General features: G+C 40.3%; 19 protein-coding genes, 9 tRNA genes, 1 rRNA gene and 1 riboswitch. Of the genes, 6 read left to right on the top strand and 23 right to left on the bottom strand.

What is annotated here, in order from left to right:
- Window positions 1-2: 2 nt before the first annotated feature.
- The 5 genes from cysP to ACFQZ9_RS20920 all read right to left on the bottom strand — a co-directional run bounded on the left by cysP (window position 3) and on the right by ACFQZ9_RS20920 (window position 5,935).
- Window positions 3-1,073: an inorganic phosphate transporter gene (cysP, locus tag ACFQZ9_RS20940; RefSeq protein ID WP_498945209.1), complete on the bottom strand. Its 1,071-nt coding sequence runs from the start codon at window positions 1,071-1,073 to the stop codon at window positions 3-5.
- A gap of 36 nt (window positions 1,074-1,109) precedes the next feature.
- The gene (locus ACFQZ9_RS20935; RefSeq protein ID WP_198313490.1) at window positions 1,110-1,826 is read right to left on the bottom strand and encodes a phosphoadenylyl-sulfate reductase; all 717 of its coding nucleotides are present in this window, start codon (window positions 1,824-1,826) and stop codon (window positions 1,110-1,112) included.
- A 113-nt stretch (window positions 1,827-1,939) separates the two neighbouring features.
- The gene (locus ACFQZ9_RS20930) at window positions 1,940-2,071 is read right to left on the bottom strand and encodes a YezD family protein (protein WP_372512743.1); all 132 of its coding nucleotides are present in this window, start codon (window positions 2,069-2,071) and stop codon (window positions 1,940-1,942) included.
- Window positions 2,072-2,160: 89 nt separating this feature from the next.
- A riboswitch (SAM riboswitch) is annotated at window positions 2,161-2,263 on the bottom strand.
- Between the two features lie 124 nt (window positions 2,264-2,387).
- Entirely contained in the window at window positions 2,388-4,109 is a 1,722-nt protein-coding gene (gene cysI, locus ACFQZ9_RS20925; protein WP_498945208.1) for an assimilatory sulfite reductase (NADPH) hemoprotein subunit, read from the bottom strand.
- 17 nt (window positions 4,110-4,126) lie between these two features.
- Window positions 4,127-5,935 (bottom strand): diflavin oxidoreductase, encoded by a 1,809-nt coding sequence (locus tag ACFQZ9_RS20920; protein WP_498945228.1) that lies wholly within the window; start codon window positions 5,933-5,935, stop codon window positions 4,127-4,129.
- A gap of 414 nt (window positions 5,936-6,349) precedes the next feature.
- On the opposite strand from ACFQZ9_RS20920, the gene ACFQZ9_RS20915 reads away from it, so the two are divergent.
- Window positions 6,350-7,861 (top strand): aminoacyl-histidine dipeptidase, encoded by a 1,512-nt coding sequence (locus ACFQZ9_RS20915; RefSeq protein WP_498945207.1) that lies wholly within the window; start codon window positions 6,350-6,352, stop codon window positions 7,859-7,861.
- On the opposite strand, the gene ACFQZ9_RS20910 is transcribed toward ACFQZ9_RS20915, so the two are convergent.
- Complete coding sequence (locus tag ACFQZ9_RS20910) at window positions 7,784-9,439, bottom strand: PucR family transcriptional regulator (protein WP_498945206.1); 1,656 nt, start codon at window positions 9,437-9,439, stop codon at window positions 7,784-7,786. The genes ACFQZ9_RS20915 and ACFQZ9_RS20910 overlap by 78 nt on opposite strands.
- A gap of 163 nt (window positions 9,440-9,602) precedes the next feature.
- Between ACFQZ9_RS20910 and ACFQZ9_RS20905 the strand changes: the two genes are divergently transcribed.
- Window positions 9,603-11,033: a YfcC family protein gene (locus ACFQZ9_RS20905; RefSeq protein WP_498945205.1), complete on the top strand. Its 1,431-nt coding sequence runs from the start codon at window positions 9,603-9,605 to the stop codon at window positions 11,031-11,033.
- Window positions 11,034-11,057: 24 nt separating this feature from the next.
- Complete coding sequence (locus ACFQZ9_RS20900; protein WP_498945204.1) at window positions 11,058-12,527, top strand: aminoacyl-histidine dipeptidase; 1,470 nt, start codon at window positions 11,058-11,060, stop codon at window positions 12,525-12,527.
- A gap of 78 nt (window positions 12,528-12,605) precedes the next feature.
- Here the strand turns inward: ACFQZ9_RS20900 and ACFQZ9_RS20895 are convergent, their stop codons facing one another.
- The 5 genes from ACFQZ9_RS20895 to ACFQZ9_RS20875 all read right to left on the bottom strand — a co-directional run bounded on the left by ACFQZ9_RS20895 (window position 12,606) and on the right by ACFQZ9_RS20875 (window position 17,560).
- Window positions 12,606-13,334, bottom strand: coding sequence for a GntR family transcriptional regulator (locus ACFQZ9_RS20895; protein ID WP_498945203.1), 729 nt, complete (start codon window positions 13,332-13,334; stop codon window positions 12,606-12,608).
- Window positions 13,335-13,394: 60 nt separating this feature from the next.
- Window positions 13,395-14,177: a fructoselysine 6-kinase gene (gene frlD, locus ACFQZ9_RS20890; RefSeq protein WP_498945202.1), complete on the bottom strand. Its 783-nt coding sequence runs from the start codon at window positions 14,175-14,177 to the stop codon at window positions 13,395-13,397.
- A 64-nt stretch (window positions 14,178-14,241) separates the two neighbouring features.
- Window positions 14,242-15,255: an SIS domain-containing protein gene (locus ACFQZ9_RS20885; RefSeq protein WP_198313482.1), complete on the bottom strand. Its 1,014-nt coding sequence runs from the start codon at window positions 15,253-15,255 to the stop codon at window positions 14,242-14,244.
- A 127-nt stretch (window positions 15,256-15,382) separates the two neighbouring features.
- Entirely contained in the window at window positions 15,383-16,726 is a 1,344-nt protein-coding gene (locus ACFQZ9_RS20880) for an amino acid permease (RefSeq protein WP_498945201.1), read from the bottom strand.
- 24 nt (window positions 16,727-16,750) lie between these two features.
- Window positions 16,751-17,560 carry a sugar phosphate isomerase/epimerase family protein gene (locus ACFQZ9_RS20875; protein WP_498945200.1) on the bottom strand — a complete coding sequence of 270 codons (810 nt, stop codon included), beginning with the start codon at window positions 17,558-17,560 and terminating at the stop codon, window positions 16,751-16,753.
- Window positions 17,561-18,101: 541 nt separating this feature from the next.
- On the opposite strand from ACFQZ9_RS20875, the gene ACFQZ9_RS20870 reads away from it, so the two are divergent.
- Window positions 18,102-19,604: an amino acid permease gene (locus ACFQZ9_RS20870; RefSeq protein WP_498945199.1), complete on the top strand. Its 1,503-nt coding sequence runs from the start codon at window positions 18,102-18,104 to the stop codon at window positions 19,602-19,604.
- A 111-nt stretch (window positions 19,605-19,715) separates the two neighbouring features.
- On the opposite strand, the gene ACFQZ9_RS20865 is transcribed toward ACFQZ9_RS20870, so the two are convergent.
- Both ACFQZ9_RS20865 and ACFQZ9_RS20860 read right to left on the bottom strand, forming a co-directional pair.
- Window positions 19,716-20,261: a DUF4865 family protein gene (locus ACFQZ9_RS20865; protein WP_498945198.1), complete on the bottom strand. Its 546-nt coding sequence runs from the start codon at window positions 20,259-20,261 to the stop codon at window positions 19,716-19,718.
- Between the two features lie 108 nt (window positions 20,262-20,369).
- Window positions 20,370-21,269 carry a GNAT family N-acetyltransferase gene (locus tag ACFQZ9_RS20860; RefSeq protein WP_498945197.1) on the bottom strand — a complete coding sequence of 300 codons (900 nt, stop codon included), beginning with the start codon at window positions 21,267-21,269 and terminating at the stop codon, window positions 20,370-20,372.
- 93 nt (window positions 21,270-21,362) lie between these two features.
- Between ACFQZ9_RS20860 and ACFQZ9_RS20855 the strand changes: the two genes are divergently transcribed.
- Together ACFQZ9_RS20855 and ACFQZ9_RS20850 are read left to right on the top strand one after the other, a co-directional pair.
- Complete coding sequence (locus ACFQZ9_RS20855; protein WP_198313476.1) at window positions 21,363-21,605, top strand: hypothetical protein; 243 nt, start codon at window positions 21,363-21,365, stop codon at window positions 21,603-21,605.
- Between the two features lie 106 nt (window positions 21,606-21,711).
- Window positions 21,712-21,855: a hypothetical protein gene (locus tag ACFQZ9_RS20850; RefSeq protein ID WP_498945196.1), complete on the top strand. Its 144-nt coding sequence runs from the start codon at window positions 21,712-21,714 to the stop codon at window positions 21,853-21,855.
- Between the two features lie 73 nt (window positions 21,856-21,928).
- Here the strand turns inward: ACFQZ9_RS20850 and ACFQZ9_RS20845 are convergent.
- The 10 genes from ACFQZ9_RS20845 to rrf form a co-directional block, all read right to left on the bottom strand.
- A tRNA-Ile gene (locus ACFQZ9_RS20845) sits at window positions 21,929-22,002 on the bottom strand.
- 5 nt (window positions 22,003-22,007) lie between these two features.
- Window positions 22,008-22,081, bottom strand: a tRNA-Gly gene (locus tag ACFQZ9_RS20840).
- Window positions 22,082-22,101: 20 nt separating this feature from the next.
- A tRNA-Gln gene (locus tag ACFQZ9_RS20835) sits at window positions 22,102-22,176 on the bottom strand.
- Between the two features lie 13 nt (window positions 22,177-22,189).
- A tRNA-His gene (locus ACFQZ9_RS20830) sits at window positions 22,190-22,265 on the bottom strand.
- An 18-nt stretch (window positions 22,266-22,283) separates the two neighbouring features.
- Window positions 22,284-22,360 (bottom strand) — tRNA-Met (locus ACFQZ9_RS20825).
- Between the two features lie 40 nt (window positions 22,361-22,400).
- Window positions 22,401-22,474: transfer RNA gene (locus ACFQZ9_RS20820), tRNA-Cys, on the bottom strand.
- A 7-nt stretch (window positions 22,475-22,481) separates the two neighbouring features.
- Window positions 22,482-22,556, bottom strand: a tRNA-Gly gene (locus tag ACFQZ9_RS20815).
- Between the two features lie 50 nt (window positions 22,557-22,606).
- A tRNA-Lys gene (locus tag ACFQZ9_RS20810) sits at window positions 22,607-22,682 on the bottom strand.
- 132 nt (window positions 22,683-22,814) lie between these two features.
- Window positions 22,815-22,899 (bottom strand) — tRNA-Leu (locus tag ACFQZ9_RS20805).
- 10 nt (window positions 22,900-22,909) lie between these two features.
- Window positions 22,910-23,026 (bottom strand): 5S ribosomal RNA (gene rrf / locus ACFQZ9_RS20800).
- Between the last annotated feature and the right edge of the window lie 135 nt (window positions 23,027-23,161).

Below are 23,161 nucleotides of genomic sequence, written 5' to 3'. Positions count from 1 at the left end.
TTTTATTTTTTTGAAATATTTGCTTGAGAAATTGCCCCTTGTGATGCAGATCGTTTCATTAAGAACATCACGCCTAAAACGGAAATCACTACGCCTGCTATTGCAACGATTGAGTATCCATTTTTTTCAATCAATAACTGAATAATCGTATAGGACAGCACCATTGATAATACCGGAGAAACCATCCATACTGTTAAAAGCTGCACGACAATATCCTTTTTTAAAACGGATTTCCCATGCTTGGCAAAACCAATTCCAATAATCGAAGACGTCGTGATTTGCGTTAACGGAACTGGAATCCCGAATAAAGAGGCAATTGTAACAATGCTTGCTCCCGTTCCTGAAATCACACAACCCTCTTCGAGCTTAAGCTTCGTAATTTTTTTCCCGTTTGTTTCAAGCACGCGGTGTCCAAAAAGAATTGCTCCTAACGCTACAGCTAAGCCGCCCCAAAGAATGGCATCACCAGTGGACATCAATTTTGCAGCTACGAGCGGGCCTACCGCATTCGCCACATTGTTCATTCCAGCTGAAAAAGCTTCAAACAATCCCATAAAGACAACTAGAATCGCTAAAAACGGTCCTGCTTTCGGCTTTTCAATCAATCGTTTGATAAACTTTATTTTTAAAATGGTTGCCGCGAGAATGGCAATCACAAAGGCAGCAAACGGTGTAAGCAGCCAGAACATCGCAATCCAGATGAACTTGCCGACAAATACGGATTGGTAAACCACCCCGGCTCCAACCACTGCCCCAACTGCAACTTCACTGGTCGAAAGCGGTATGCCAAATATATTGGCTAAAAACAGTGATAACGCCGCTGATGCTAAAACAATTAACGCAATCGCAACAGTAAAAGTGCTGCTAGGAACAATTCCACCGCCAATTGTTTTTACTACTTCACCGCCGCCTAGCCATGCACCGAAAAAAACGGCAATGGCGCAAAGAAATAGTGCGACCCGCTTTTTTACTACTCCTGCCCCGTATGAAATTCCCATTGAGGCAGCTGCACCGCTAGCTCCAATATTTACTGCAAAAAATAAACCGATGGTAATGGCAATGATTGTAAGCATCAGGATGACCTCCCTTCTCCCGGATTAAAGTTCAACTTACTTTGTGTGCAAACCACACTCAGTTTTCCCACTTCCGGACCATCTCCCTGCACGGGAATCTCCATCTGCCGCAACCGGTTGTGTACAAGGGAAACATCCAATACTTGGATAGTTTTGATCATGCAATTGATTATACGGAAGATCTTTTTCACGGATGTACGCCCAAACCTCATCCCACGTCCAGTGAATGAGCGGGCAGATTTTAATATTTTCAAATTTTTCATCCTTATTAAGGAATTGTGTATCCTTGCGCGTTGGAGATTGTTCCCGGCGAAGTCCCGAGATCCAAGCTTCTTTCGTCGTTAAGGTCTCTCTTAACGGAATCACTTTTCTAATTTGGCAGCAAAGATTCGGGTCTTTCTTCCATAGCGCCGACCCATACTGCTCTCTTTGTTCATCTAGATTCAAGGCTGGCTGCTTCCGCTCTATTCTTAGAGAAGGAAAGCGGGCTTCAATTTTATCAATGACATCATAGGTTTCCGGAAAATGCAGGCCTGTATCTAAAAAAACAATATGGGCATCCGGTTTTACCTGCTGAATCAGGTCAATTAATACAATTGCTTCTGCACCGAAGCTTGAGGCATAGACGATTTTGTCTTCGGAATAATTTTGGTAAGCCCACTCTAAGACAGCACGGGCCCCTTTTGTTTCATCCTCTGTTTGAAAGTTGCCTGAGATCTGATTCCAGTTTTCATAGGTCACAGCTTTTGTCATCTTGGGAAAACTCCTTCCTTTAAAAAACAATTTTTCACTTAGCTCCGCCTTTTTCTTTTTAAAAAAGGCAGTCTGCCACCGGTTAAAGTGAAGACTGCCTCTAGTTTTTCTAGTCAGCGTTTCTTATTGGTTTGTAGACGAACCTTTTCGTTTTTCTCTATTTGCACTACTTTTCCATCCTGGACAACAAGTGTGATTGATCCGAAATTCAATGTTTCAAGCATTTTCTCAAGATGTGAAGTAATTTCTTCCCACTCAGATGGTTTCAGCTGATTCGCCGCCTTTCAAAAAACGCCCTCCCCATTTGGAAAAGGCGTTCATACTTCTGTGTAACACCTTATCTTTCAAAATGGATTCCATTTTGCAGGAATTGGCACCTTTCTTTTGTAGGTTGCCGGGCTTCAACGGGCCAGTCCCTCAGCCGCTCTAGATAAGCGATTTATTTAATTTATATTTTATATCCTACCATACCTATAGGATTTGTCAATAATCCGTTTAAAAAATTCTTAAAATTCTGTTTCGCAATTTTTAAGATTACGATTTTAATTGATTCTGTTTCAATCAATCGTGGAAATTCGTCCCGTCCGTTGTCGCTTTGATAATTTCCGCACGAATGACAAAGTCACCAAAATGCTCCCCATCATGGCGCTCTTTCGCATAACGGGAAAGAAGCATACGAAGCTCGCTCAGAATTTCCGCTTCGCCAATGTTTTCACGGTACATTTTGTTTAGACGGCTTCCATCAAAAGCAGCACCAAGATACAAATTATATTTCCCGACGGCTTTTCCGATTAAGGCTATTTCAGCAAGTGCCGGTCTGGCACATCCATTCGGACAGCCGGTCATTCGAAGCGTAATTTCTTCGTCGCGAAGGCCGTTTTCATCAACAATCTCTTCGATTTTATCAATTAGTCCCGGTAAGTAGCGCTCACTTTCCGCCATTGCCAAGCCGCAGGTTGGCAGAGCCACACATGCCATGGAGTTACGGCGAAGCGCTGATTGATTATGGCCATCAGTTAATCCGTATTGATCCATTAGTTCGGAAATCTTTTTCTTATTCTGGCTGGATACATTGGCAATCACTAAGTTTTGATTTGGTGTCAAACGGAAATCTCCAGTATGAACTTTGGCGATTTCTTGTAAGCCAGTTTTTAACTTGTAATTAGGGAAGTCTGCCACCCGGCCATTTTGGACAAACAGGGTGAAATGCCAATTGCCGCCAACACCTTCTACCCATCCATAACGGTCGCCATTATGATCAAAATGGTAGTGTTTTGCTTCATCCAGCTTCCAGCCAAGGCGGTTTTCCAATTCTTCCTTAACCGTTTCTAAACCAAGGCGGTCCACTGTGTATTTAAAGCGGGCATTTTTTCGGATAGAACGGTTACCGTAATCGCGCTGAATCGTAATTGTTTTTTCCGCTAGCTCGACAATTTTATCCGGTGTCACGAAACCAATCACTTTTGCTACCTGTGGATAGGTCGCTTTGTCACCATGAGTACTGCCCATACCACCACCGATTGCCACGTTAAAACCAGCTAGTTTTCCGTCCTCAACAACCGCAATTAATCCTAGGTCTTGCGAAAAGACGTCAATATCATTTGAAGGTGGAACGGCAATTCCGATTTTAAACTTACGAGGCAAATATGTTAGTCCATATAATGGTTCAACCTCTTCTTCCACTTCCGGCGTACCGGCCACTCTTTCTTCATCGAGCCAGATTTCATGATAAGCCCGTGTACGCGGCAATAAATAATCACTCAAATATTTAGCCCATTCATACACTTCCGCATGAATCTCGGATTGATACGGATTCGGATTACACATTACGTTCCTGTTCACGTCTCCGCATGCTGCAAGAGTGGTTAACAGGGATTTATGAATTTCCTGGATCGTGTTTTTCATGTTCCATTTTAAGATTCCATGGAATTGAAAGGATTGTCTTGTTGTCAGTTTGATCGTTCCGTTGGCATTCTTGTCGGCAAGTCCGTCTAAAACAAGCCATTGATCCGGTGTTACTACTCCACCTGGAGCACGAACCCGCAGCATGAACTGATATGCAGGTTCTAATTTTTGTTTCTGACGCTCGTTTCGAAGATCACGGTCATCCTGCAAATAACTGCCATGATGTTTCATTAGACGGTTATCATCATCGGGAATACCAGCGCTAATTCGATCAAGCATTACTTCTTTCAGCGTGCCGCGCAGATAGTCACTTTCAACTTTAATTCGCTCAACATCGCTTGGTTTACCGTCCGGCGCTTTTAAAACTTGATTTACCATTTTTAAAAAAACTCCTCTCAGTATACATCACGCTGATAACGTTTTTGCTGCTGCATTTCAGCCAGATATTCTTCTGCTTTTTCACGGCTTAAGCCGCCTTCTTTTGCGATAATTTCAATAAAGGTATTATGGACGTCATGTGCCATATGTTTTTCATCTCCGCAGATGTATACAACTGCACCCTCTTCAAGCCATGTATATAGCTCTTTGCTTTGCTCAAGCATTCTGTGTTGTACATATACTTTTTCTTCTGTATCCCTTGAAAAAGCAACATCCAACTTTGTCAGTGCCCCATTTTTCAGCCATTTTTGCATTTCAGTCTGATATAGGAAATCGGTCACGAAATGTTGGTCACCGAAGAACAACCATGATTTCCCTTCTGCACCGTTTTCTTCACGTTCTTGAATAAAGGAACGGAACGGTGCCACACCTGTACCAGGTCCAACCATGATGATTGGTGTCTCAGGATTTTTAGGCAATTTAAAGTTTTCATTTTGCTGAATGAAAACAGATACATGATCCCCGGACTCCAGACGATCTGCTACATACGTGGAGGCAACGCCTTTTCTTTCCCTGCCATTTGCCTCATAACGGACCGCACCGATTGTCAAATGTACTTCATCCGGATTAGCAGCTAAACTGCTCGCAATTGAATAGAGACGAACCGGAATTTTACGAAGAACCGAGACAAACTCCTGTGCTGAATTACCCCAAGGGCCAAAGTCACGGACTAAATCTAATACATCACGTCCATTGATGTACTCTTTTAATTTTTCTTCATTTCCTGGCGCAACAAGCTCTTTTACTTCCCCATTTGTGGAAAGCTGTGCAATTTTTTCAAGAAGCGGTTTTGTTAAAGTCGTAATCTCATAGTATGATTGGAACGCTTCTTGAAGGGTGCGAACATCGCCTTGTTTTACGGTTACTTGGTCTTCTTTGGACCATTTTAATTCAGTTAGAAGCTGCTCAACTAAAGCCGGATCATTTTCAGGATATACGCCTAAACTATCTCCTGGCTCAAACGTAAGACCAGACCCTTCAAGTGAAAGTTCGAGGTGATGCGTTTCTTTATTCGATCCCCGACCATTCAGATTGATGTTATCAAGCACTTCCGCTTTAAATGGATTCGTTCTTGAGTATACGGATTCAGTTGTTTGCAGGGTGCTGGCAGCAGCGGCGGCTTCAGCAGCGCCTGCACCTTGAGCATCCTTTAGGCTGCTAAGAACGCCTTCCAGCCATTCTGCAGCTGGTTCATCAAAATCGACATCACAGTCAAATCGCGGATAAAGCCTTGTTCCACCAAGTTCCTCGAGACGATCATCGAATTGTTTACCTGTTTGGCAGAAAAATTCATAAGAGCTGTCCCCTAAAGCTAATACGGAAAATTGTAATCCTTCCAGCTTTGGTGCCCGTTTGCTGTAAAGAAACTCATGGAAAGTCATCGCATTATCAGGCGGATCTCCTTCCCCGTGTGTACTCACAACAATCAGCAGGTTTTGGACTTTCTTTAAATTGTTGGGTTTATAATCACTCATGGAAGAAAGTGTGACAAGATAACCGTTTCCTTCCAAGGTTTTGGCTGCTTTATTAGCAAGCCCTTTCGCATTTCCTGATTGTGAACCGTAAAGAATGGTTACGTCTTTGGTTACGGCCTGACCAGCATTTTGTGAAGCTGCCGGTGCAGCTGCTTGCGCCCCCGAAAACTGGGAAGCAGCTAGATATCCGCTTAACCAAAGTTTTTGTTGGTCTGTCAATGTCGGCAGAATACGGTTTAGGAGCTCTGCCTGCTCCTGACTAAACGGACTGTTTAATACCTGAAGTTGCAACATATCCACCTCACTAAGGAATTAAAATTCAAAAACCCGCTTTAAATATCACGGGACAAGAATTTTTTTACTTTTCAGTCTCTCTAATAGATTAATAATATAATAATTTGACAATTCCTATAAGTCAAGTCGGTTTTAAAAATAAATTTAATTTATCGACAAAATTCGGGTGGTGACAGGCACCACCCGAATTTTGTCGAATCACCCTTCCGTGACACTTTGTATGAATTTTACTGGTTTTTCTTTAGCGTTTTGTACATTTAGAATTATCTGATACTTTTGGTACCATTGGTTTAAGGAAGGGAGGGCAGCTGACCAGGCTTAATTGGATCTAAACTGTAACAAACAATGAAAGACTTAATACCTTTTTGATACAATGAAATAGCATTGTTAGTTGATAAAGGGGTGTCCATCTTGTTTAGCAGTTTACACGAACTAGCGCAATTTACCATTTTTCATTATTTCATTGAAATATCAAAAATAAAAAGGCGGTCTGGTCAGGAAAGAGAAATAAGTGATTTTTTGATTCGTTTTGCAAAGGAACATCAGTTAGAAATCATCCAAGATCAGGCTTTAAATATCATTATTAAAAAACCTGCTTCACCGGGGTACGAACACGCCCCCACTGTCATTATTCAAGGGCCGATGGACATGATTGAGGATAAAAATGATGCAGAACATGACTTTGTGAAGGATCCTCTCCAATTAAGAATTGAAGGAGATATGCTCTATGCAACAGATACGACCTTAGGTGCCAATAGCGGGATTGCTCTCGCCTACTCTCTTGCATTATTGAGCTCTAATCGGATTCCTCATCCAAATCTAGAAGTGGTCCTTACGACAGAAGGCAGATTGACAATGAAAGGTGCCCGTGAATTGGACACCTCCCTTCTAAGCGGAACCATCTTAATCAATCTAGATTCAGACGAATCGGGAAAACTATTGGTCAGTGGTGCAGGCGGGATTGCCAATACATTTAACCTCCCTATTTTTTGGGATGATTCAGCGAAGAATAAAACTCTCTGCCGCATTCATATTAGCGGATTAAAAGGCGGTCACTCGGGCCTTTGTATCAATCAAGGAAGAGGGAATTCCATCAAACTTTTGGGCCGGATTTTACAGGGGTTATCTACGAAAATGGAGTTTAGCCTGACAGGGTTGACCGGCGGTACAAAAGACACTTCCATTCCCCGAGAGGCAGAAGCTCTCGTTCTAATTAATCCCAAAAAAGTTGGTCAGTTAGAGGATGAGGTGGCCCAATGGAACCAGATCTTTAAGAATGAATTAAGGCACTCCGATGGACAAGTACTTGCACAAGTTACAAAGAAAGAAGAAGTTTGCCAGAGAGTATTTTCAAAGGAAACAACGGAAAAAGTAATTGCTGCATTGCTCTTATTACCCAGCGGTGTAGAAAATATGAGCTTGGATTTCCCTGGTATAGCGGAAAGTTCCTTTAGCTTGGGTGTGGTAAGAACACATGATACAGACATTACTTTTGAAAGTTTCATTCGAAGTTCTGAAAAAAGTTTAAAAGACAAGATGATGAATGAAATGAAAACCCTTGCAAGTATTCTTGGTTGTGAAGTGACATTTGGCTATGATTATCCAGAATGGCCATATAACCCAAATTCGAAAATCAGATTACTTTTTGAGATGGTATATAAAGAAAAATACGGAGAAAAGATCGAATCAATTGCAATTCATGCCGGCATTGAATGTGGTCTTTTTTTAGAAAAGATGGACTTGGATGCTATATCAATTGGACCTAATGTTTATAACAGTCATACACCAAATGAACATTTAAGCATCTCGTCCACCTTAAAAACCTGGGAATACCTTCTAGCTGTTTTAAAAGAAATTCATGCGATTGAGCTCGTAGGCCCGCAGAGCAAGTTCAATACAAATCCGCCGTTCTGGATTGGTTAAATCACCAAGTAGTTCTTCGAGTTTGTCGAGACGATAATACAAGGTTTGGCGGTGGATAAACAGCTCCTTGGCCGTTTTCTGCTTCGAACTATTATTATTTAAATATACTTTAAGGGTTTCAAGCAACTGGTGTCCATGCTCCTTGTCGTATTGGATTACCCTTCCCAAATAATCATTGATGAACGAAGGGGTAGTTCGATCGTCTTTCATATTTAATAGGATACGAAAAATCCCCATATTCTCATAAAACGGATCGGGATTTGATTCAGTTATTTTAGCGATTTCAATTACTTGCTTCGCTTCTTGAAAACCTTGGTAGGCTTGGGTGAGTAAATGAGCCGGGTTACTCATCCCAATAAAGATTTCTCGGTTTTCCAGTAAATTTGCAACCGCTTGTTTTAATTGAAGTACCGCCATACCGATACGTTCCTGAATAGGCCGCATTTGTTTGCGATCAATTTGCGTTTGATAGACAAGCAAATACACACGGTTCCCCAAGGGAAGAATAACCGTTTGAAAAAAATGGCGCTTCAACATATTTCGGGTCATAACAACCACACTTTGCTGAGTAGTTCCTAAATCATCATAGGTGGAATTCAACCTTGGGAAACCCCATTCCATAACACCACAGTAAAAACAAAAATCACGCATATCATTTGGGATAAGGCCAAGTTTTGTCCGAAGCAGCTCCTCCCCTTGGATACGGTTGTTCAAAATATCGTTTAATAGAATATTTTGTTCGTGGAAATTTCTCTCTTCAATGAATAAACGGCGTAATAAATTCTGGGCGATGGCAGTGACAGTATAGTCTAATGATAGAGATAGGAATTCATCTACATCCCTTTCAACCATCCATATACCAACATATGCAAGACACTGCCCCATCGCAATGACTGGTTGATAGAGTAAGATGTTATCCTGATGAACAGTTTTTCGCATTTGTTCTGTACTATCAATAGAACATTTCTCCATCTGCATTTTAAATAATTCTATACATTCCTTTTGAATAGTTGGATTTAACTGTGGTAGAAAGATCGGGTCACCGTCAATGGGATAGTAAATGACGTTTAATGAAAGCATTTGATGAAACGTTTGCAGAATGGTGCTGATCCCTTTTGATTGTAAATTTAATTGCGATAATTTTTTATGAAAGGTTTCTAATTCCTTTAAAACCTTTGCATTGGAATTGATTAATAATGCATGTATATCACGAGTAATCTCAACAAATTTAACTTTTCTAGTAAAAATAATCATTGGAAAATCATAGGTTTCCGCCATTTCAATCATTTCACTCGGAATTGATGAAAAATTCGACCCTAACTCAATACAAAGAGCAGAAGCATTTTTCCGAATGAGCTCCCGAAGGAATGATAAACAAGAATTTAGATCGCCATTATAAAACAGACCTGTTGTAAGAATTAACTCATTTCCATCAATGAGACTTTGATTTTCATTGGTTTCAAGAATATGAATCCATTTTACTTGACGGTTCATACCGTTAAACCCTGCAATTACTTTTGCCTCGCTGAAATGGGGCCGTTTTATAATATCTCTTACAGTAAATATCCGTTCAGACATAATGTTTAACTCCAATCGAAAAAACGTATAATTGATTAGACATTTTGTATTTGACCCATATTTTATCACAGTAAGGGTTTATATAATAATGGTTTAATCTAATCTTCCGTCCATTTTTAATTAACAGAATATTATGAATAATATTAATAGGAGTTGATCGGTTTTGGAAAAAGTCGTTTTGCTGGAACCAAATCAGGTAACCAAAAGAAAATTTAAACTGCAAATGCCACATAGTTATGTTTTTATGGGACTAATCATTCTCATAACTGCCCTTTTCACCTATATCATTCCGGCAGGTGAATTTGACCGAGTGGAGGATCCTGTTACAAAAAGGTCATTAGTTGTGCCGGATTCCTATCATTCCGTTCATCAAACACCCGTTAGTTTTTTTAATATGTTTATAAGTATTCAAAAAGGAATGCTGCACGGGGCAGAAATTATTTTTTACCTTTTTTTCGCCTATGGTTTTATCTTTATCCTGACAAAAACCGGAGTATTTAATAGCGGCATAGGTGCACTCGTTCGAAAACTAAAAGGAAAAGAAGGCCTAATCATTCCCGTATTTATGCTTGTCTTTGGAGCCATGGGTGCGGGGTTTGGGATGTATGAAGAAAGTTATGGATACATTCCGATCATGATGGGAATCACTGTTGCACTTGGGTATGATGCATTGGTTGGTGTTGCCATTGTTTACGTCAGTATTACCACAGGTTTTGCAGCAGCCGTTACCAATCCTTTTACCGTCGGCATCGCCCAAGGTATTGCTGGCATTCCGCTTTTTTCGGGTATTGCCTTTCGTGCCATTGCATTTGTTGTCTTTATGTCTATTTCCATATTCTTCGTCATGCGCTACGCTAAAATGGTGAAAGAAAATCCTGAAAAGAGTATTGTAAAGAATGTACAATTCCCCTTTTTATCCGGCATTGTACAAGGCGGTCTAACAGATACAAAATTCACCGTTCCACATAAGATTAGCTTAGGGTTGTTTGTTTGTACGATTATTACCTTGGTTACCGGGACTGTGAAATTTGGCTGGTACCTTCCTGAATTATCAGGTGTATTCATCATTATGATGATTGCTATTGGTTTAGTAAACAGACTCACGCTCGCTGAAGTAGCAGATACGTTCATTGAAGCCTGCAGAAATATGGTATATGCCGCACTCTTAATCGGAATGGCGAATGCGATTCTCGTTATTTTAGAAGACGGGCATATTATCGATACGGTTGTCTATTATATGGCCAATGTCATTAAAAACTTATCTCCCTATGCAGCATCCGCCGGCATGATTATTGTGCAAACTCTGCTTAATTTTTTTGTACCATCAGGAAGTGCAGCGGCAACCATTTCAATGCCAATTATGACACCTTTATCCGATCTCATTGGGATCAATCGTCAAATTGCCGTTCTAGCATTCTCATTTGGAGACGGATTTGCAAACATGCTTTGGCCTTCCACTGTTGTGGTCATCTGTGGAATAGCTGGCATTCCCGTCGATCGCTGGTATAAATTTTTATGGCCACTTTTCATCACCATCATGGTCATGGAGATTATCTTTATGATCATCGCAGTCGCAATCAATTATGGACCGTAATTTTAAATTGAGAGGATGATTCTATTGTACAAACGTTTAGAAGACTTAATTCAGCACCCTGTATTTTACTTTTTTTCAGAAATTTCAAAGATTCCAAGGGGCTCCGGGAACGAGAAAGCCATAAGTGATTACTTGGTTCATTTTGCTAAGGAACGTCATCTAGAGGTAAAACAGGATAAGGCATTAAATGTGATCATCAAAAAAGCGGCCAGTCCTGGTTACGAGAATATACCGACCGTGATTATCCAAGGACATATGGATATGGTATGTGAGAAAAACAAGGGGACTGTTCATGACTTTAAAAAGGATCCCATTCAGTTACGAATCATTGAAGATATGCTTTATGCAACGGACACAACATTAGGAGCTGATAATGGAGTAGCTGTTGCCTACGCTCTTGCCTTATTAGACTCTACAGAAATTCAACATCCTTCCCTTGAAGTGATCATTACAACTGAAGAAGAAACAACGATGGGTGGAGCTTTAGCCGTAGACCCTTCCGACCTTAAGGGGAAAATCCTGATTAATATTGATTCAGAAGAGGACCATAAGCTATTAGTCAGCAGTGCTGGCGGGATAAAAACAACGCAGATCCTTCCAATTGTTTGGGAGGAGGCTCCAAACAACACATCAGCCTATTGTATAAGTATCAAAGGATTAAAAGGCGGTCATTCCGGGATATCGATCAATAAAGGAAGAGGCAATTCCAATAAAATCATGGGGCGCATCTTATCGGACCTATTATCAGACCTTCCTTATTTTTTACAGCAAATTAACGGAGGGTCAGCAACCAATGCGATTCCCCGTGAAACCGATGCAATTATTTTCGTTGCCGGGAATTCTATTAAAAAATTAGAAGCTAAAATAGATGAATGGAATACTATTTTACAATTCGAACTGAAAACTTCCGACCCGGAGGTACATATTACCTTAAATAATGTGGAGTTAGAGTTTACTCATGTTTTTTCAGAGGAAACCAAACAAAAAGCGATTACTTCGCTGATGCTTATTCCAAACGGCATTGGAAGCATGAGTATGGACATTGAGGGATTGGTGGAGAGCTCGACTAACTTAGGAGTGATAACTACTTCCGAAACAGAACTCCATTTTGCTAGTGATTCAAGAAGTTCGGTGAAAAGTTTAAAAGAGGATATAGTCAAAAAGGCCTGTTTAATAGCGGCAATACTTGGCTGTGAATTGGTAATGGAAAACGATTATCCAGAGTGGCCTTATAATCCGGATTCAAAGATTCGTCAAGTATTTGAAAAGGTGTTTAAGGATCAACACAACAAAGATATCGAGATCATTGCCGTACACGCCGGTATTGAATGCGGAATTTTGATAGATAAAATCCCGGGACTGGACGCCATTTCAATTGGACCAGATATGTACAATGTCCATACTCCAAACGAACACCTAAGCATACCTTCAACCATCAATAATTGGGAGTACTTCCTATCCGTATTAAAAGAAATGAAATCATTTGAGTGGTGAGAATAATCCCTTGTTATATTCGACAAAATTCGGGCGGTGACAGGCACCGCCCGAATTTTGTCAATTCACTCAAATGGTCTATTTCGCCCGATGGACGGTTAGGTTTACTTTGCTTGTTTCACACATGAATGTGGAGAGGTGGACGGGTTGGTCGTTTGAGTCAAAGGCGATTTTTAGGATTCTGAATAGGTTGGCTCCGATATCGCATTCTAGGTATTTGGCATATTCCTTTGTTGCACCGATTACATCGATGATTTTATCGTTGCTGACGATTTCTGTGTTGTAATCCTCTGAAAGGATTTTATAAGTGGATTCGTCCATTGCGATTTTCTTTTCCAAATCCGGAAACTGAATAAGCGAATAATGTGCAATATCATAGAAAAGTGGACGGTCATTCACATACATAAGCCGCTCTAGTTCTAGTACCGGACTCCCTTCCTTAATCTTGAGGTGTTCAGCAACATCCTTTGGTGCCGTAATCACTTCACTTTTAAGAATACGGGAATTTGGAATCATCCCCAACTGGTGACTGAACTCCGAGAACCCGCTTACAGATAACAGTTCATTGTGAAACTTATTCGAAGCTACAAACGTTCCCCTGCGCGGTATACGTGTCAATGTACCATCCTTCACCAATTCTTCAATGGCTTTTCGGATCGTGATTCGGCTGACATTGTACGTTTCACAAAGCTCCGCTTCCGTGGGAATCTGTTCATCCGGCTTATATTTCCCCTGCTGAATATCATTCTGCAGCATTTGCCTAATCTGCATATAGAGGGGCTGGGGAGTTGAAGCATTTAAATTCATACTTTTCATCCTATCCGTCATGTGTTTATACATTTATTATACATTGCCGGCCGGCTATCGTCACCATGCGCCGAAATAGCGGATGGTTTTTGCTGCCGTTTTAGTCCCTAATGCTAAACATTGTTGGATAGATTGTCCCTGCAGTGTTCCATAAATAAAGCCCGAGATAAATGAATCTCCTGCTCCCATCGTATCAACAACATCGGCCTCTAACACTCCGCACTGGTAAAATTGCTTGCCGTCGTAAGCAATCGAGCCATTTTCTCCTAACGTAGCCACCGCCACCCTAGAACCTTGTTTTTTAACATCCTTTAAGAATCCTCTGATATATTCGTCATCCTTCAAATAAGAAAAGAAGGAATAGTCCACAAAGGCGGGCAATGTTTTAGCCAGACCATGCTCTAACTGATCTGAAAAATCAAATGCCGTGAGCAATCCTTTTTGTTTAAAAAGAGGATAATACCATTCAACATGTCCCCAAATTCCAGCGTGAACAAGCTGATGGGTGTGAATAAACTCCAGTTCCTCATCGGTTAAGGTAAACTGAGCCATTACTCCTTCATCATAATCCCCAAAACGACGGTCATTATCAATCAATTCAACATGTGTTACCGCTGTTTTCCCGTCCTTTTTCGTGAGAAATGTCGTATCCACGCCCCTGCCCTGGACCGCCTCAATCATTTGATCACCATATTGGTCATTCCCAACCCAGCCGATATAGGAAGAGTCCGACCCCAACTCCTTCAAGTAGACAGCAACATTCACAGGGTTTCCTCCGGGAAACGCTTTCCCGCTTCCAAGATAGACGTCCATACAGTTATCACCAACTGTTACAATTCTCATTCTTACCCCCGCCTTCTTTTAAATTGAAGAAACGAGCACTACAAGGTAGTGCTCATTAACATTCTTAATATTCTACTTTACGATAGTATCTTCTTAGCTCTAATGGGTGGTTTCTCTCCCGCTCAAGGTAAACGCTGATGCGGCTTAACACTGCCCAGTTAATGCTGACGGAGAAGTGCTTTCTAAATTCTTCGCTGATCCCCGCCATTTCGAAGTCTTTTGTATCAATAACGGTTAATTGGCTGGTAATTTTTTCAGCAAATCTTTCAACACGGTCCATCAGCGGTCTCGTTTCATCTTCCCCTTTAAGTAAAATAACACTCGTATCTTCGAGCACTAGTTCAAGCGTGCCATGGAAAAATTCCGCTGCATGAATCGATTTCGCATGAATCCATTGCATTTCCTCCAAAATACACATTGCATAGGAGTAAGTGTTCCCCCACAGATTACCTGAACCGACCATCATGTGGTAATCAGTATCCTTATGTCTAATCGCAAATTCCTCAGCCTTTTTATCAAAAGCTTTAACAGCATTAAGAATCGCTTGCGGCAGCAAGGAGACCTCCTTCGTGAATTGCTCATATTGTGGAAACTCATTGTTGTTATGCATGAATCGGAAGATTACCATGTATAACAACATAAAGAACGTATCAAAGGAATGCTTCTCTGAACCAGTTGTGATACAGTAATCCACTACCTCTGTTAAGGGAGTATTTGGCTCCGCAACCAACGCAATCGTGGTAGCCCCTCTTTCTTTACAAAACTCTGCAGCGGCAACGGTTTCTTGTGTTGTTCCCGATACGGAGGTAAAGATACAAACCGAATCCTTCGTAAAATGCTTATTGTTCATGACCATAAACTCTGCTGCAATTTCGGCATGAACATCAATCGTTGAATTGGATTTTAAAATATATTCATAGGGATACATCATCGCGATCGTTCCACCAGCACCAATTAGGAAAAGATTACTGTATCCTTTTTGACAGATTGAATCGACAATTTCTTCGATTTGCCCCCTAAATGCAAGCCCTTCTTTTTCTACAAGCTTCAGGAATAACTCTTCATCAAATTTTAACATGGCGAATTCCTCCGAATGATTTATTTGTTATGTCTTGTATTATAATTAAACATTACAAATTATACAATTGCTTTTTCAAAAAAATTTTAGGAAGGTAGTTCAAGGTGAGCCAACTTCCCAAAAATCATTACGCTACTAAATTGTCATCCTTGCCGTTCTTAGATCCATATCTTTTTTCCCAGTAGAAATAGACTGGCAATCCTGTGGCAATAACAATAAATGCTGCAACCATCCCCTGCCAAGGAGCCCAAGTAAAGGTTCCCCATGCAAGCCAAGATGCTCCGAGAATGGCTAATATCGTTGTTATTCTCCACATCGGCATCCGGTAGATTGGATTATAGTCATCCCGCTTTCGGCATTTATAAACAGCTGCAAAATCCAAGATATTGATCACCAATTGAATTAAGGTAAAATATCCAAGCAAAGTGGTTAAATTGGTTGCAAACACAAGAATACATGCATAGGTAACCTGAACAATAATTGAAAAGCTTGGCGTTTCATACTTAGGATGAACTCGTCCAAAACGTTTAAAAAACAGACCGTCCTTTGCCATCGCATATTCTAAGCGCGGCTGAAACATTATACAGGAACTTAATGAACCTAAAATAACAATAATGGCAGTAATCGCGACAAAGGATGAAGCAATATGAGACAGCCCTGGGATATACTTAACAGCATCCGAAACAGCTGCACTTGAGTGAATTAATTTATCAAAAGGCATTAATCCCGTTACACAAACGGCTAACAAAGTATATAAAATTAACACGATAAAGACAGAACTAATCAGTGCACGCGGAAGAATTTTTCCCGGATTTTTAAATTCACCTGCCATAAAACAAATAGCTGCCATACCGGTGTAAGCCCAAGTGGTCGCAGAGACGCCACCTATTAGACTTGTTTTTACTGCACCACCATGAGGTGTATACGAAAAGTTTCCAGTATTCATGTACATCAAGCCTAAGGCAATAACGATTAAAAATGGAATGATTTTTACAGCCGTAATAATCACCTGAAAAAGACCGCCTTCTTTTACACTCCGATAGTGTATCGAGGTAATCACCAAAATAATGGCAACCCCTAATAATTTACCGGCAAACCCAGAGAAGAATGGAAAAAAGCTGGCTAAGTAAGAAACAACAGCTAAAGCCATAATGGAAATCGATGGCGGATCCAATGCCCAGAAGGTCGCCCATCCATATAAAAAGGCTAAAGGTCTCCAGCCTGCTTTATTCAGGTAAACGTAACCGCTTCCATTTTCGGGATAAGCTGTTGATAATTCAGCAAGAACCATTACTTGCGGGATGGCGATAATGCCGCCGATAATCCAAGCTAAAATGGAAATCGAAGGGGTTCCGGCTGCTTTAGCAACATCACCGGACGAGACAAAAATACCTGACCCTACGGTCGTTCCAACAGCAATTGCCAAAGCCGACCAAAAACCGAGCTTTCTTGTTAGCGTAGTATTACTCATAAAGAGCTCCTCCAAATTTTTAGATTATAAGATTCCTAATTCATTTAATTTCTCTAATGATTTCTTAACGGCATCTTGTGGATTTTGATAATAACTTGATCCCATAATCTCGAGGGTACATGCCCCTTCGTATTGATGGTTTTGAAGGCTTTTGACATATTCTCTCCAATTTAGGTGTCCATCATCTAAAGCTAGGTGTGAATCTGTCTCACTATCGCCATCGATTAAATGGAAATGACTTAACTCTGGCAGCATCGAAAAATAATCATCCGGTGTTTCATCCGCCAGCTGCATGGCCACGGTATCAATCATCCCTTTTAATGAAGGGGATTGAATTTCTTCAATCATTCTCTTTAGTCCAGGTGTGTCAATAATGAGATTGGACTCAAATTTCGTTAATGGCTCAAGCGCAAGAGTGATACCTTCCTGTTCAGCTGCTTTGGAGATTTGAAAAATAGAATCGCTTGCATACTTCCAAGATTCTTCTTGTGTACGGGAAAAATCACCGATCCCGGATGTAATTAACATTTTATCCGTCTCCAATTCGACGGCAGCATGTAAATTTTCAATAAAATAATCAATGCTCGTTTTTCGCCACCGTGAATCCGAAGCAGCAAGATTAAAAGGATAGATGCATTGTTCTGGTGTATAGCAGACAATCTCTATGTTTCTAGCTTTAATCTCTCTCAAATTACTAAGTAGATTTCGATAGACATATAAATGTGGCTCACCGGCCCATAATTCAATACTACTTATATTCAGGCGATCCATACAATCCAAAAAATATGGGAAAGGAAAATGCCTGAAGGTAATATTCATTCCTGCGATTTTCAAAATTTTAAACCTCCCTTCTGTTGAAAACGTTTTATTTGTTATGTCTTGTATTATAATCAACGAATACATTAAATGCAATGAATATTTTTAATATTTTTATTGAACAGATTTTGACAAAATCCATGAAAAAAAAACCCGATTTTTCGACAAAATTCGGGTGGTGCCAGGCACCTATTTTGTTTTTCTAAAATAATTTTTTTGCAGCAGATTGATTCATTTCAAAAAAGCTGTAATCATGTTCAAATCCTTCTTCAATACTTTAATTAACTAATTTATTAGACTAATAACTTTATAAAGGTTGGGGAAATTTTGTTGACACCGAAAAAACAACACTTTTATACTATAATCAATTGTTAATTTATCTGAAAATTCCAACCAGATGTAATCGGCGTTGATATCTAAATTTGTAAATTTTTTGGAGGTGTATGAGGAATCAATATTTGAACATTTTGATGAACGGTTTCCTAGTTTAAGCAACAAATCCGTTTTACTTTTTAAAAGCCCTTGAATCAATTTAAATTAATTTCAGTGGAGGTATTATATGCTCGATATAAATGTAAAGCAAACTCCAAGAACTGAACAGCAGGAAGCAACAGCACCTAATACATTGCAAAGAAAATTAAAAGCCCGCCATTTGACAATGATTTCACTAGGCGGTGCGATCGGAACAGGACTTTTCCTGGGCAGCGGCCCGGCCATCCACGCAGCTGGACCCGGTGGAGCTTTTGTCGCTTATACTTTAATTGGAATCATGGTTTATTTTATTATGACAAGCCTGGGAGAATTGGCTACCTTTATGCCGGTTAGCGGTGCATTTAGTACATATGCTACCCGATTTATTGATCCAGCTCTCGGATTTGCTTTAGGCTGGAATTATTGGTATTCCTGGGCGATAGCACTTGCAGCAGAGCTTTCAGCCTCAACAATGATCATGAAATTTTGGTTTCCTCACAGTTCCTCATTTTTATGGAGTCTAATCTTTTTAATCACCATATTTTTATTAAACTATTTATCGGTCAAAGGATATGCAGAAGGGGAATATTGGTTTTCATTTATTAAAGTCGCCACGATTGTCATTTTTATTGTTGTAGGTTTATTAATGATTTTTGGAATTATGAATGGAAAACCCATTGGATTCAAAAACTTTACGATTGGTGATGCTCCGTTTGCCGGCGGGTTTATGGCGACATTGGGCATTTTCATCGCTGCTGGTTTCTCCTTCCAAGGGACAGAAATCATCGGGGTTGCAGCGGGTGAAAGTGAAAATCCTGCGAAAAACGTCCCCCGCTCGATTCGGACAACTTTTTGGCGGATTTTCTTATTTTACTGTCTTGCAATTTTTGTAATCGGGTTAATTGTTCCTTATACTACAAGCAGTTTAGCAGGAGATACCGTCATGGTTAGTCCTTTTACACTGGTATTTAAAAAGGCAGGGCTGGCGATTGCAGCATCATTGATGAACGCAGTTATCTTAACAGCGGTACTATCAGCAGGAAATTCTTGTCTTTATGTTACGAGCCGGATGTTATTTGCAATGGCAGAAGAAGGGCAGGCACCACGTATTTTTACCAAACTAAATAAACGCGGCGTTCCTGTTCCTGCAATCATTGCAACAACCCTTGTTGGAATGTTTGCATTTCTTGCTTCCTTTTTCGGAGATGGTGTAGTGTATATTTGGCTGATGAATTCAGTTGGTGTAACAGGATTCATTTTTTGGCTAGGAATTGCTGCCAGCCATTATCGATTCCGAAAAGCTTATATTGCTCAAGGCTATTCACTCGAAGATCTTCCCTATCGCTCTAAATGGTTTCCTTTCGGTCCGATCTTTGCTTTCGCACTATGTCTTATCGTGCTATTGGCCCAGGATTATCAAGCTTTCACGAGCGATCATATTGAGTGGGGCGGTATAATAGCTGCCTATCTCGGAATCCCGCTCTTCATTGTCATGTGGTTTGGATACAAATTTATTAAGAAAACAAAGGTTATTCCATTGCATGAATGCAAAATTGATTTTGATGAACATCGCAATGCTTCAATGAAGTAATGTTTTTAAATTCTCCCGTTCCCATATAAGGGGTTCCATTTTCAAATAATTTCTTGAAAAATGGAATAAAAATAGAAATGACGTGTGAATGGACACACGTCATTTCTATTTTTATTCCCCTTGTGATATATGTAGTATATTATAAATTGTTCCACTCCCTTCTTTTACCTGGCTTATATCACTTAAAAAGTAAAACACATCGTATTCCCATTTATCCGGATTATAAATAACGATATATTCTACATCGTCAATTGTTGGAATCTCTTCCGCTATTTTAGTCTTTAGGTTATTTAAACTTTCTTGTGGTGGGATATTTCTTGTAATTTGAAAAAGATATTGATTCTCTTTAATTTTAGATGAGGTGGTATCAATTAGTGGAATCCCTACATTAACCCGCTGCCAACCAAAAGAGTTGAGGATATTGTCATAATATCCATTAAACAAAAACTTGTTCAGACCATTACTGCCTTTCCACAGATATAAGGGGCAATAACTATTTTGTAGATTTTGATTGATGCCTTTTTCTGTTATCAAATATAGTTTAAATTTCAGTTCATCAAATCCGTCTGTTTTATGACCATTATTTTTTACCCTATCTCTGATGATCTTCATATCATAATCACTTGGTAATGTAATTTTGTATTGTGTTGCAATCATTTTCGTTTATCCCTCCCTCTCATAATTTGGAAAAGTATAAGTTTACCAATCCTATTAAAACATAAATTGGAAAGTTTTATAAGCTTGAACCGTTTTTGATTGCCTGCTTTACTTTTTTAAAACAAATTGATAGCATGCAAACGCGTCCACTTCTTTAAAACCTTCTTTATGATATAGCTCCTTTGCCCCTTCATTTTCTCCATTTACTGAAAGAATCGTTCTTTTGTAAAAATGGTCCCTGGCATATTGTAGAGAAGCTCTTAGTAAAACTCTTCCTAATCCTTTTCTTTGATATTCTGGCAATATCGCTAGCGGTCCAATATTCATTATTGGTTCGTCATCATGCTTATCAGCAGCACCTCTGACCACCCCTACTGGTTTTTCCTTATGAAATAGGATTTTCATTCCACCTTCAAGGTAATCGCCACTAGAAACCATTTTCTTAACGTCCTCGGGTGTAATCGGGGTTTCACTCCCCTTCAGGTTAGCAAACCCCGCGTTCCGAACTTTACACCAAATTTCTTCATCTTTGCTAGATCTGAAGGTCTTTATCGTGTATCCGTTTGGAAAAATAACCATGGGAACTTCTAAATCCTCCCTCACCATCAGGAAGGAGTACCGTTCTACTGTAAAGCCTAACTGTTCGATCGACTTAGAGAGGGACTTATTATTTAGCGGGATAAAGAGGAAGATTTTATCTAAGTTTTTTGTATGATTGAATATGGACTGCAAAAGCAATTGGAAACACTTTGGGTTCTTTTTTTTGGAATGAAAAATTCTAAATCGTGCCGTTCGTCCTCTTTGATGGTAATCATCAATCATTAGAGATGCTGCTGCGATAGCCTGCCCCTTTTTATTGGCCACTATATAGGTAGGATTCTCTTTATTCGGCTCAAACTCATTTAGGTTTTCATCGAAAAGATAGGAACCGTCTACCTCATTTCTATGTTTCCTACAGTATTCTATAAAGTCATTTATTTTTTCGATATTTAATGCTTCCACCTTCATTTTATCCCCCCACAAAAACATCTGTTTGTTCTATATATGTTTTTTTGTTTGTGGGTATGATATGGTTGATATTCATTTGAGGAGGGATTTTTTGTGTCAGAATTGGAGCCATTAGAATATTCAACCGGCACGGCCATTCGTGATTACGATATTATCGAAATCACAAAGACAACCGAAGGCTATGAGGTATTTCTTGATATTAATTTAGATAGCGGCTATAGCCTGACTGGAACAAAGTTAGAAATAACGGATGAGGATTTAACGGGATATGAAACCAATGAAGTAGAGGAAGCCATTAAATATGCATTGGGTTTTTTTGAGGAATCGTTGAGTTGATGGTTTGTATTCTAGGTGACCGATGTAGCATTTTTAGGCTATTTGGGCATCAAGAGTGGAGGTCGATGACCGTAATTTGATTTTTTAGGTGTGTTCGGGAATCTAGATGGACTTTCGGTTACCGCGGATGCTGGTTTTTCTGGTTTGCGGGCACCGAGAACAACTTTCGGGTTACACGGATGCTGATTTTTCAAACAGACGGGCATCTAGAATAGCTTTCGATGACCATGTCCGTTACTTTTACGACTAAATAGGCATTTAAATTCAAAAAAGTCCAATTCGATAGCGAATTGGACTTTGATTTTAACAATATCAATATTTTATGGGCCTAAATGGACTCGAACCATCGACCTCACGCTTATCAGGCGTGCGCTCTAACCAGCTGAGCTATAGGCCCTTATTTGGAGCGGGTGATGGGAATCGAACCCACTACATCAGCTTGGAAGGCTGAGGTTTTACCAGTAAACTACACCCGCATATCACAATTTTATAAAAATGGCTGGGCTAGCTGGATTCGAACCAACGAATGACGGAGTCAAAGTCCGTTGCCTTACCGCTTGGCTATAGCCCATCGATCTAAATAATGGGGCGGATGATGGGAATCGAACCCACGAATGTCGGAACCACAATCCGATGCGTTAACCACTTCGCCACACCCGCCATAATCAAATATTAAATTGGTAGCGGCGGAGGGGATCGAACCCCCGACCTTACGGGTATGAACCGTACGCTCTAGCCAGCTGAGCTACACCGCCATGGAATTAAATTACCTATTTCAATATAACCTTATAAAATTGGAGGCGGCAACCGGATTCGAACCGGTGGTAAAGGTTTTGCAGACCTCTGCCTTACCACTTGGCTATGCCGCCAAAAATGTGGAGCGGAAGACGGGATTCGAACCCGCGACCCCCACCTTGGCAAGGTGGTGTTCTACCACTGAACTACTTCCGCATATTAAAGCTTATGGTACTTCTCCAATTTTGTTACATTCCATTTAAAAATGGTGAGCCATGAAGGACTCGAACCTTCGACCCTCTGATTAAAAGTCAGATGCTCTACCGACTGAGCTAATGGCTCGTATTGGGGTTTATCCCTAAAACATATTCTAGCTTAAGTCAGATGTTTAAAGAAATACAGACTAAGCTAATGGCTATATATGGTGGAGGATGACGGGATCGAACCGCCGACCCTCTGCTTGTAAGGCAGNTATGGTGCGGGTGAAGGGAGTCGAACCCCCACGCCTTGCGGCGCCAGATCCTAAGTCTGGTGCGTCTGCCAATTCCGCCACACCCGCATATAAAACAGCCTGGCAACGTCCTACTCTCACAGGGGGACAGCCCCCAACTACCATCGGCGCTGAGAAGCTTAACTTCCGTGTTCGGTATGGGAACGGGTGTGACCTTCTCGCCATTATTGCCAGACTATTTTGTTTAAGGTATCATTCCCTCAAAACTAGATAATACAGAAGAAGTGTTAGTAAAAACGAGTTCACCTTCATATGATACATATGACTTGGTTAAGTCCTCGATCGATTAGTATCAGTCAGCTCCACATGT

This window comes from Neobacillus sp. GCM10027624, from assembly GCF_042675345.1.
In the GTDB taxonomy this organism is placed as follows: domain Bacteria; phylum Bacillota; class Bacilli; order Bacillales; family Cytobacillaceae; genus Neobacillus; species Neobacillus cucumis_D.
This window is presented reverse-complemented; position numbering and strand designations above follow the sequence as displayed.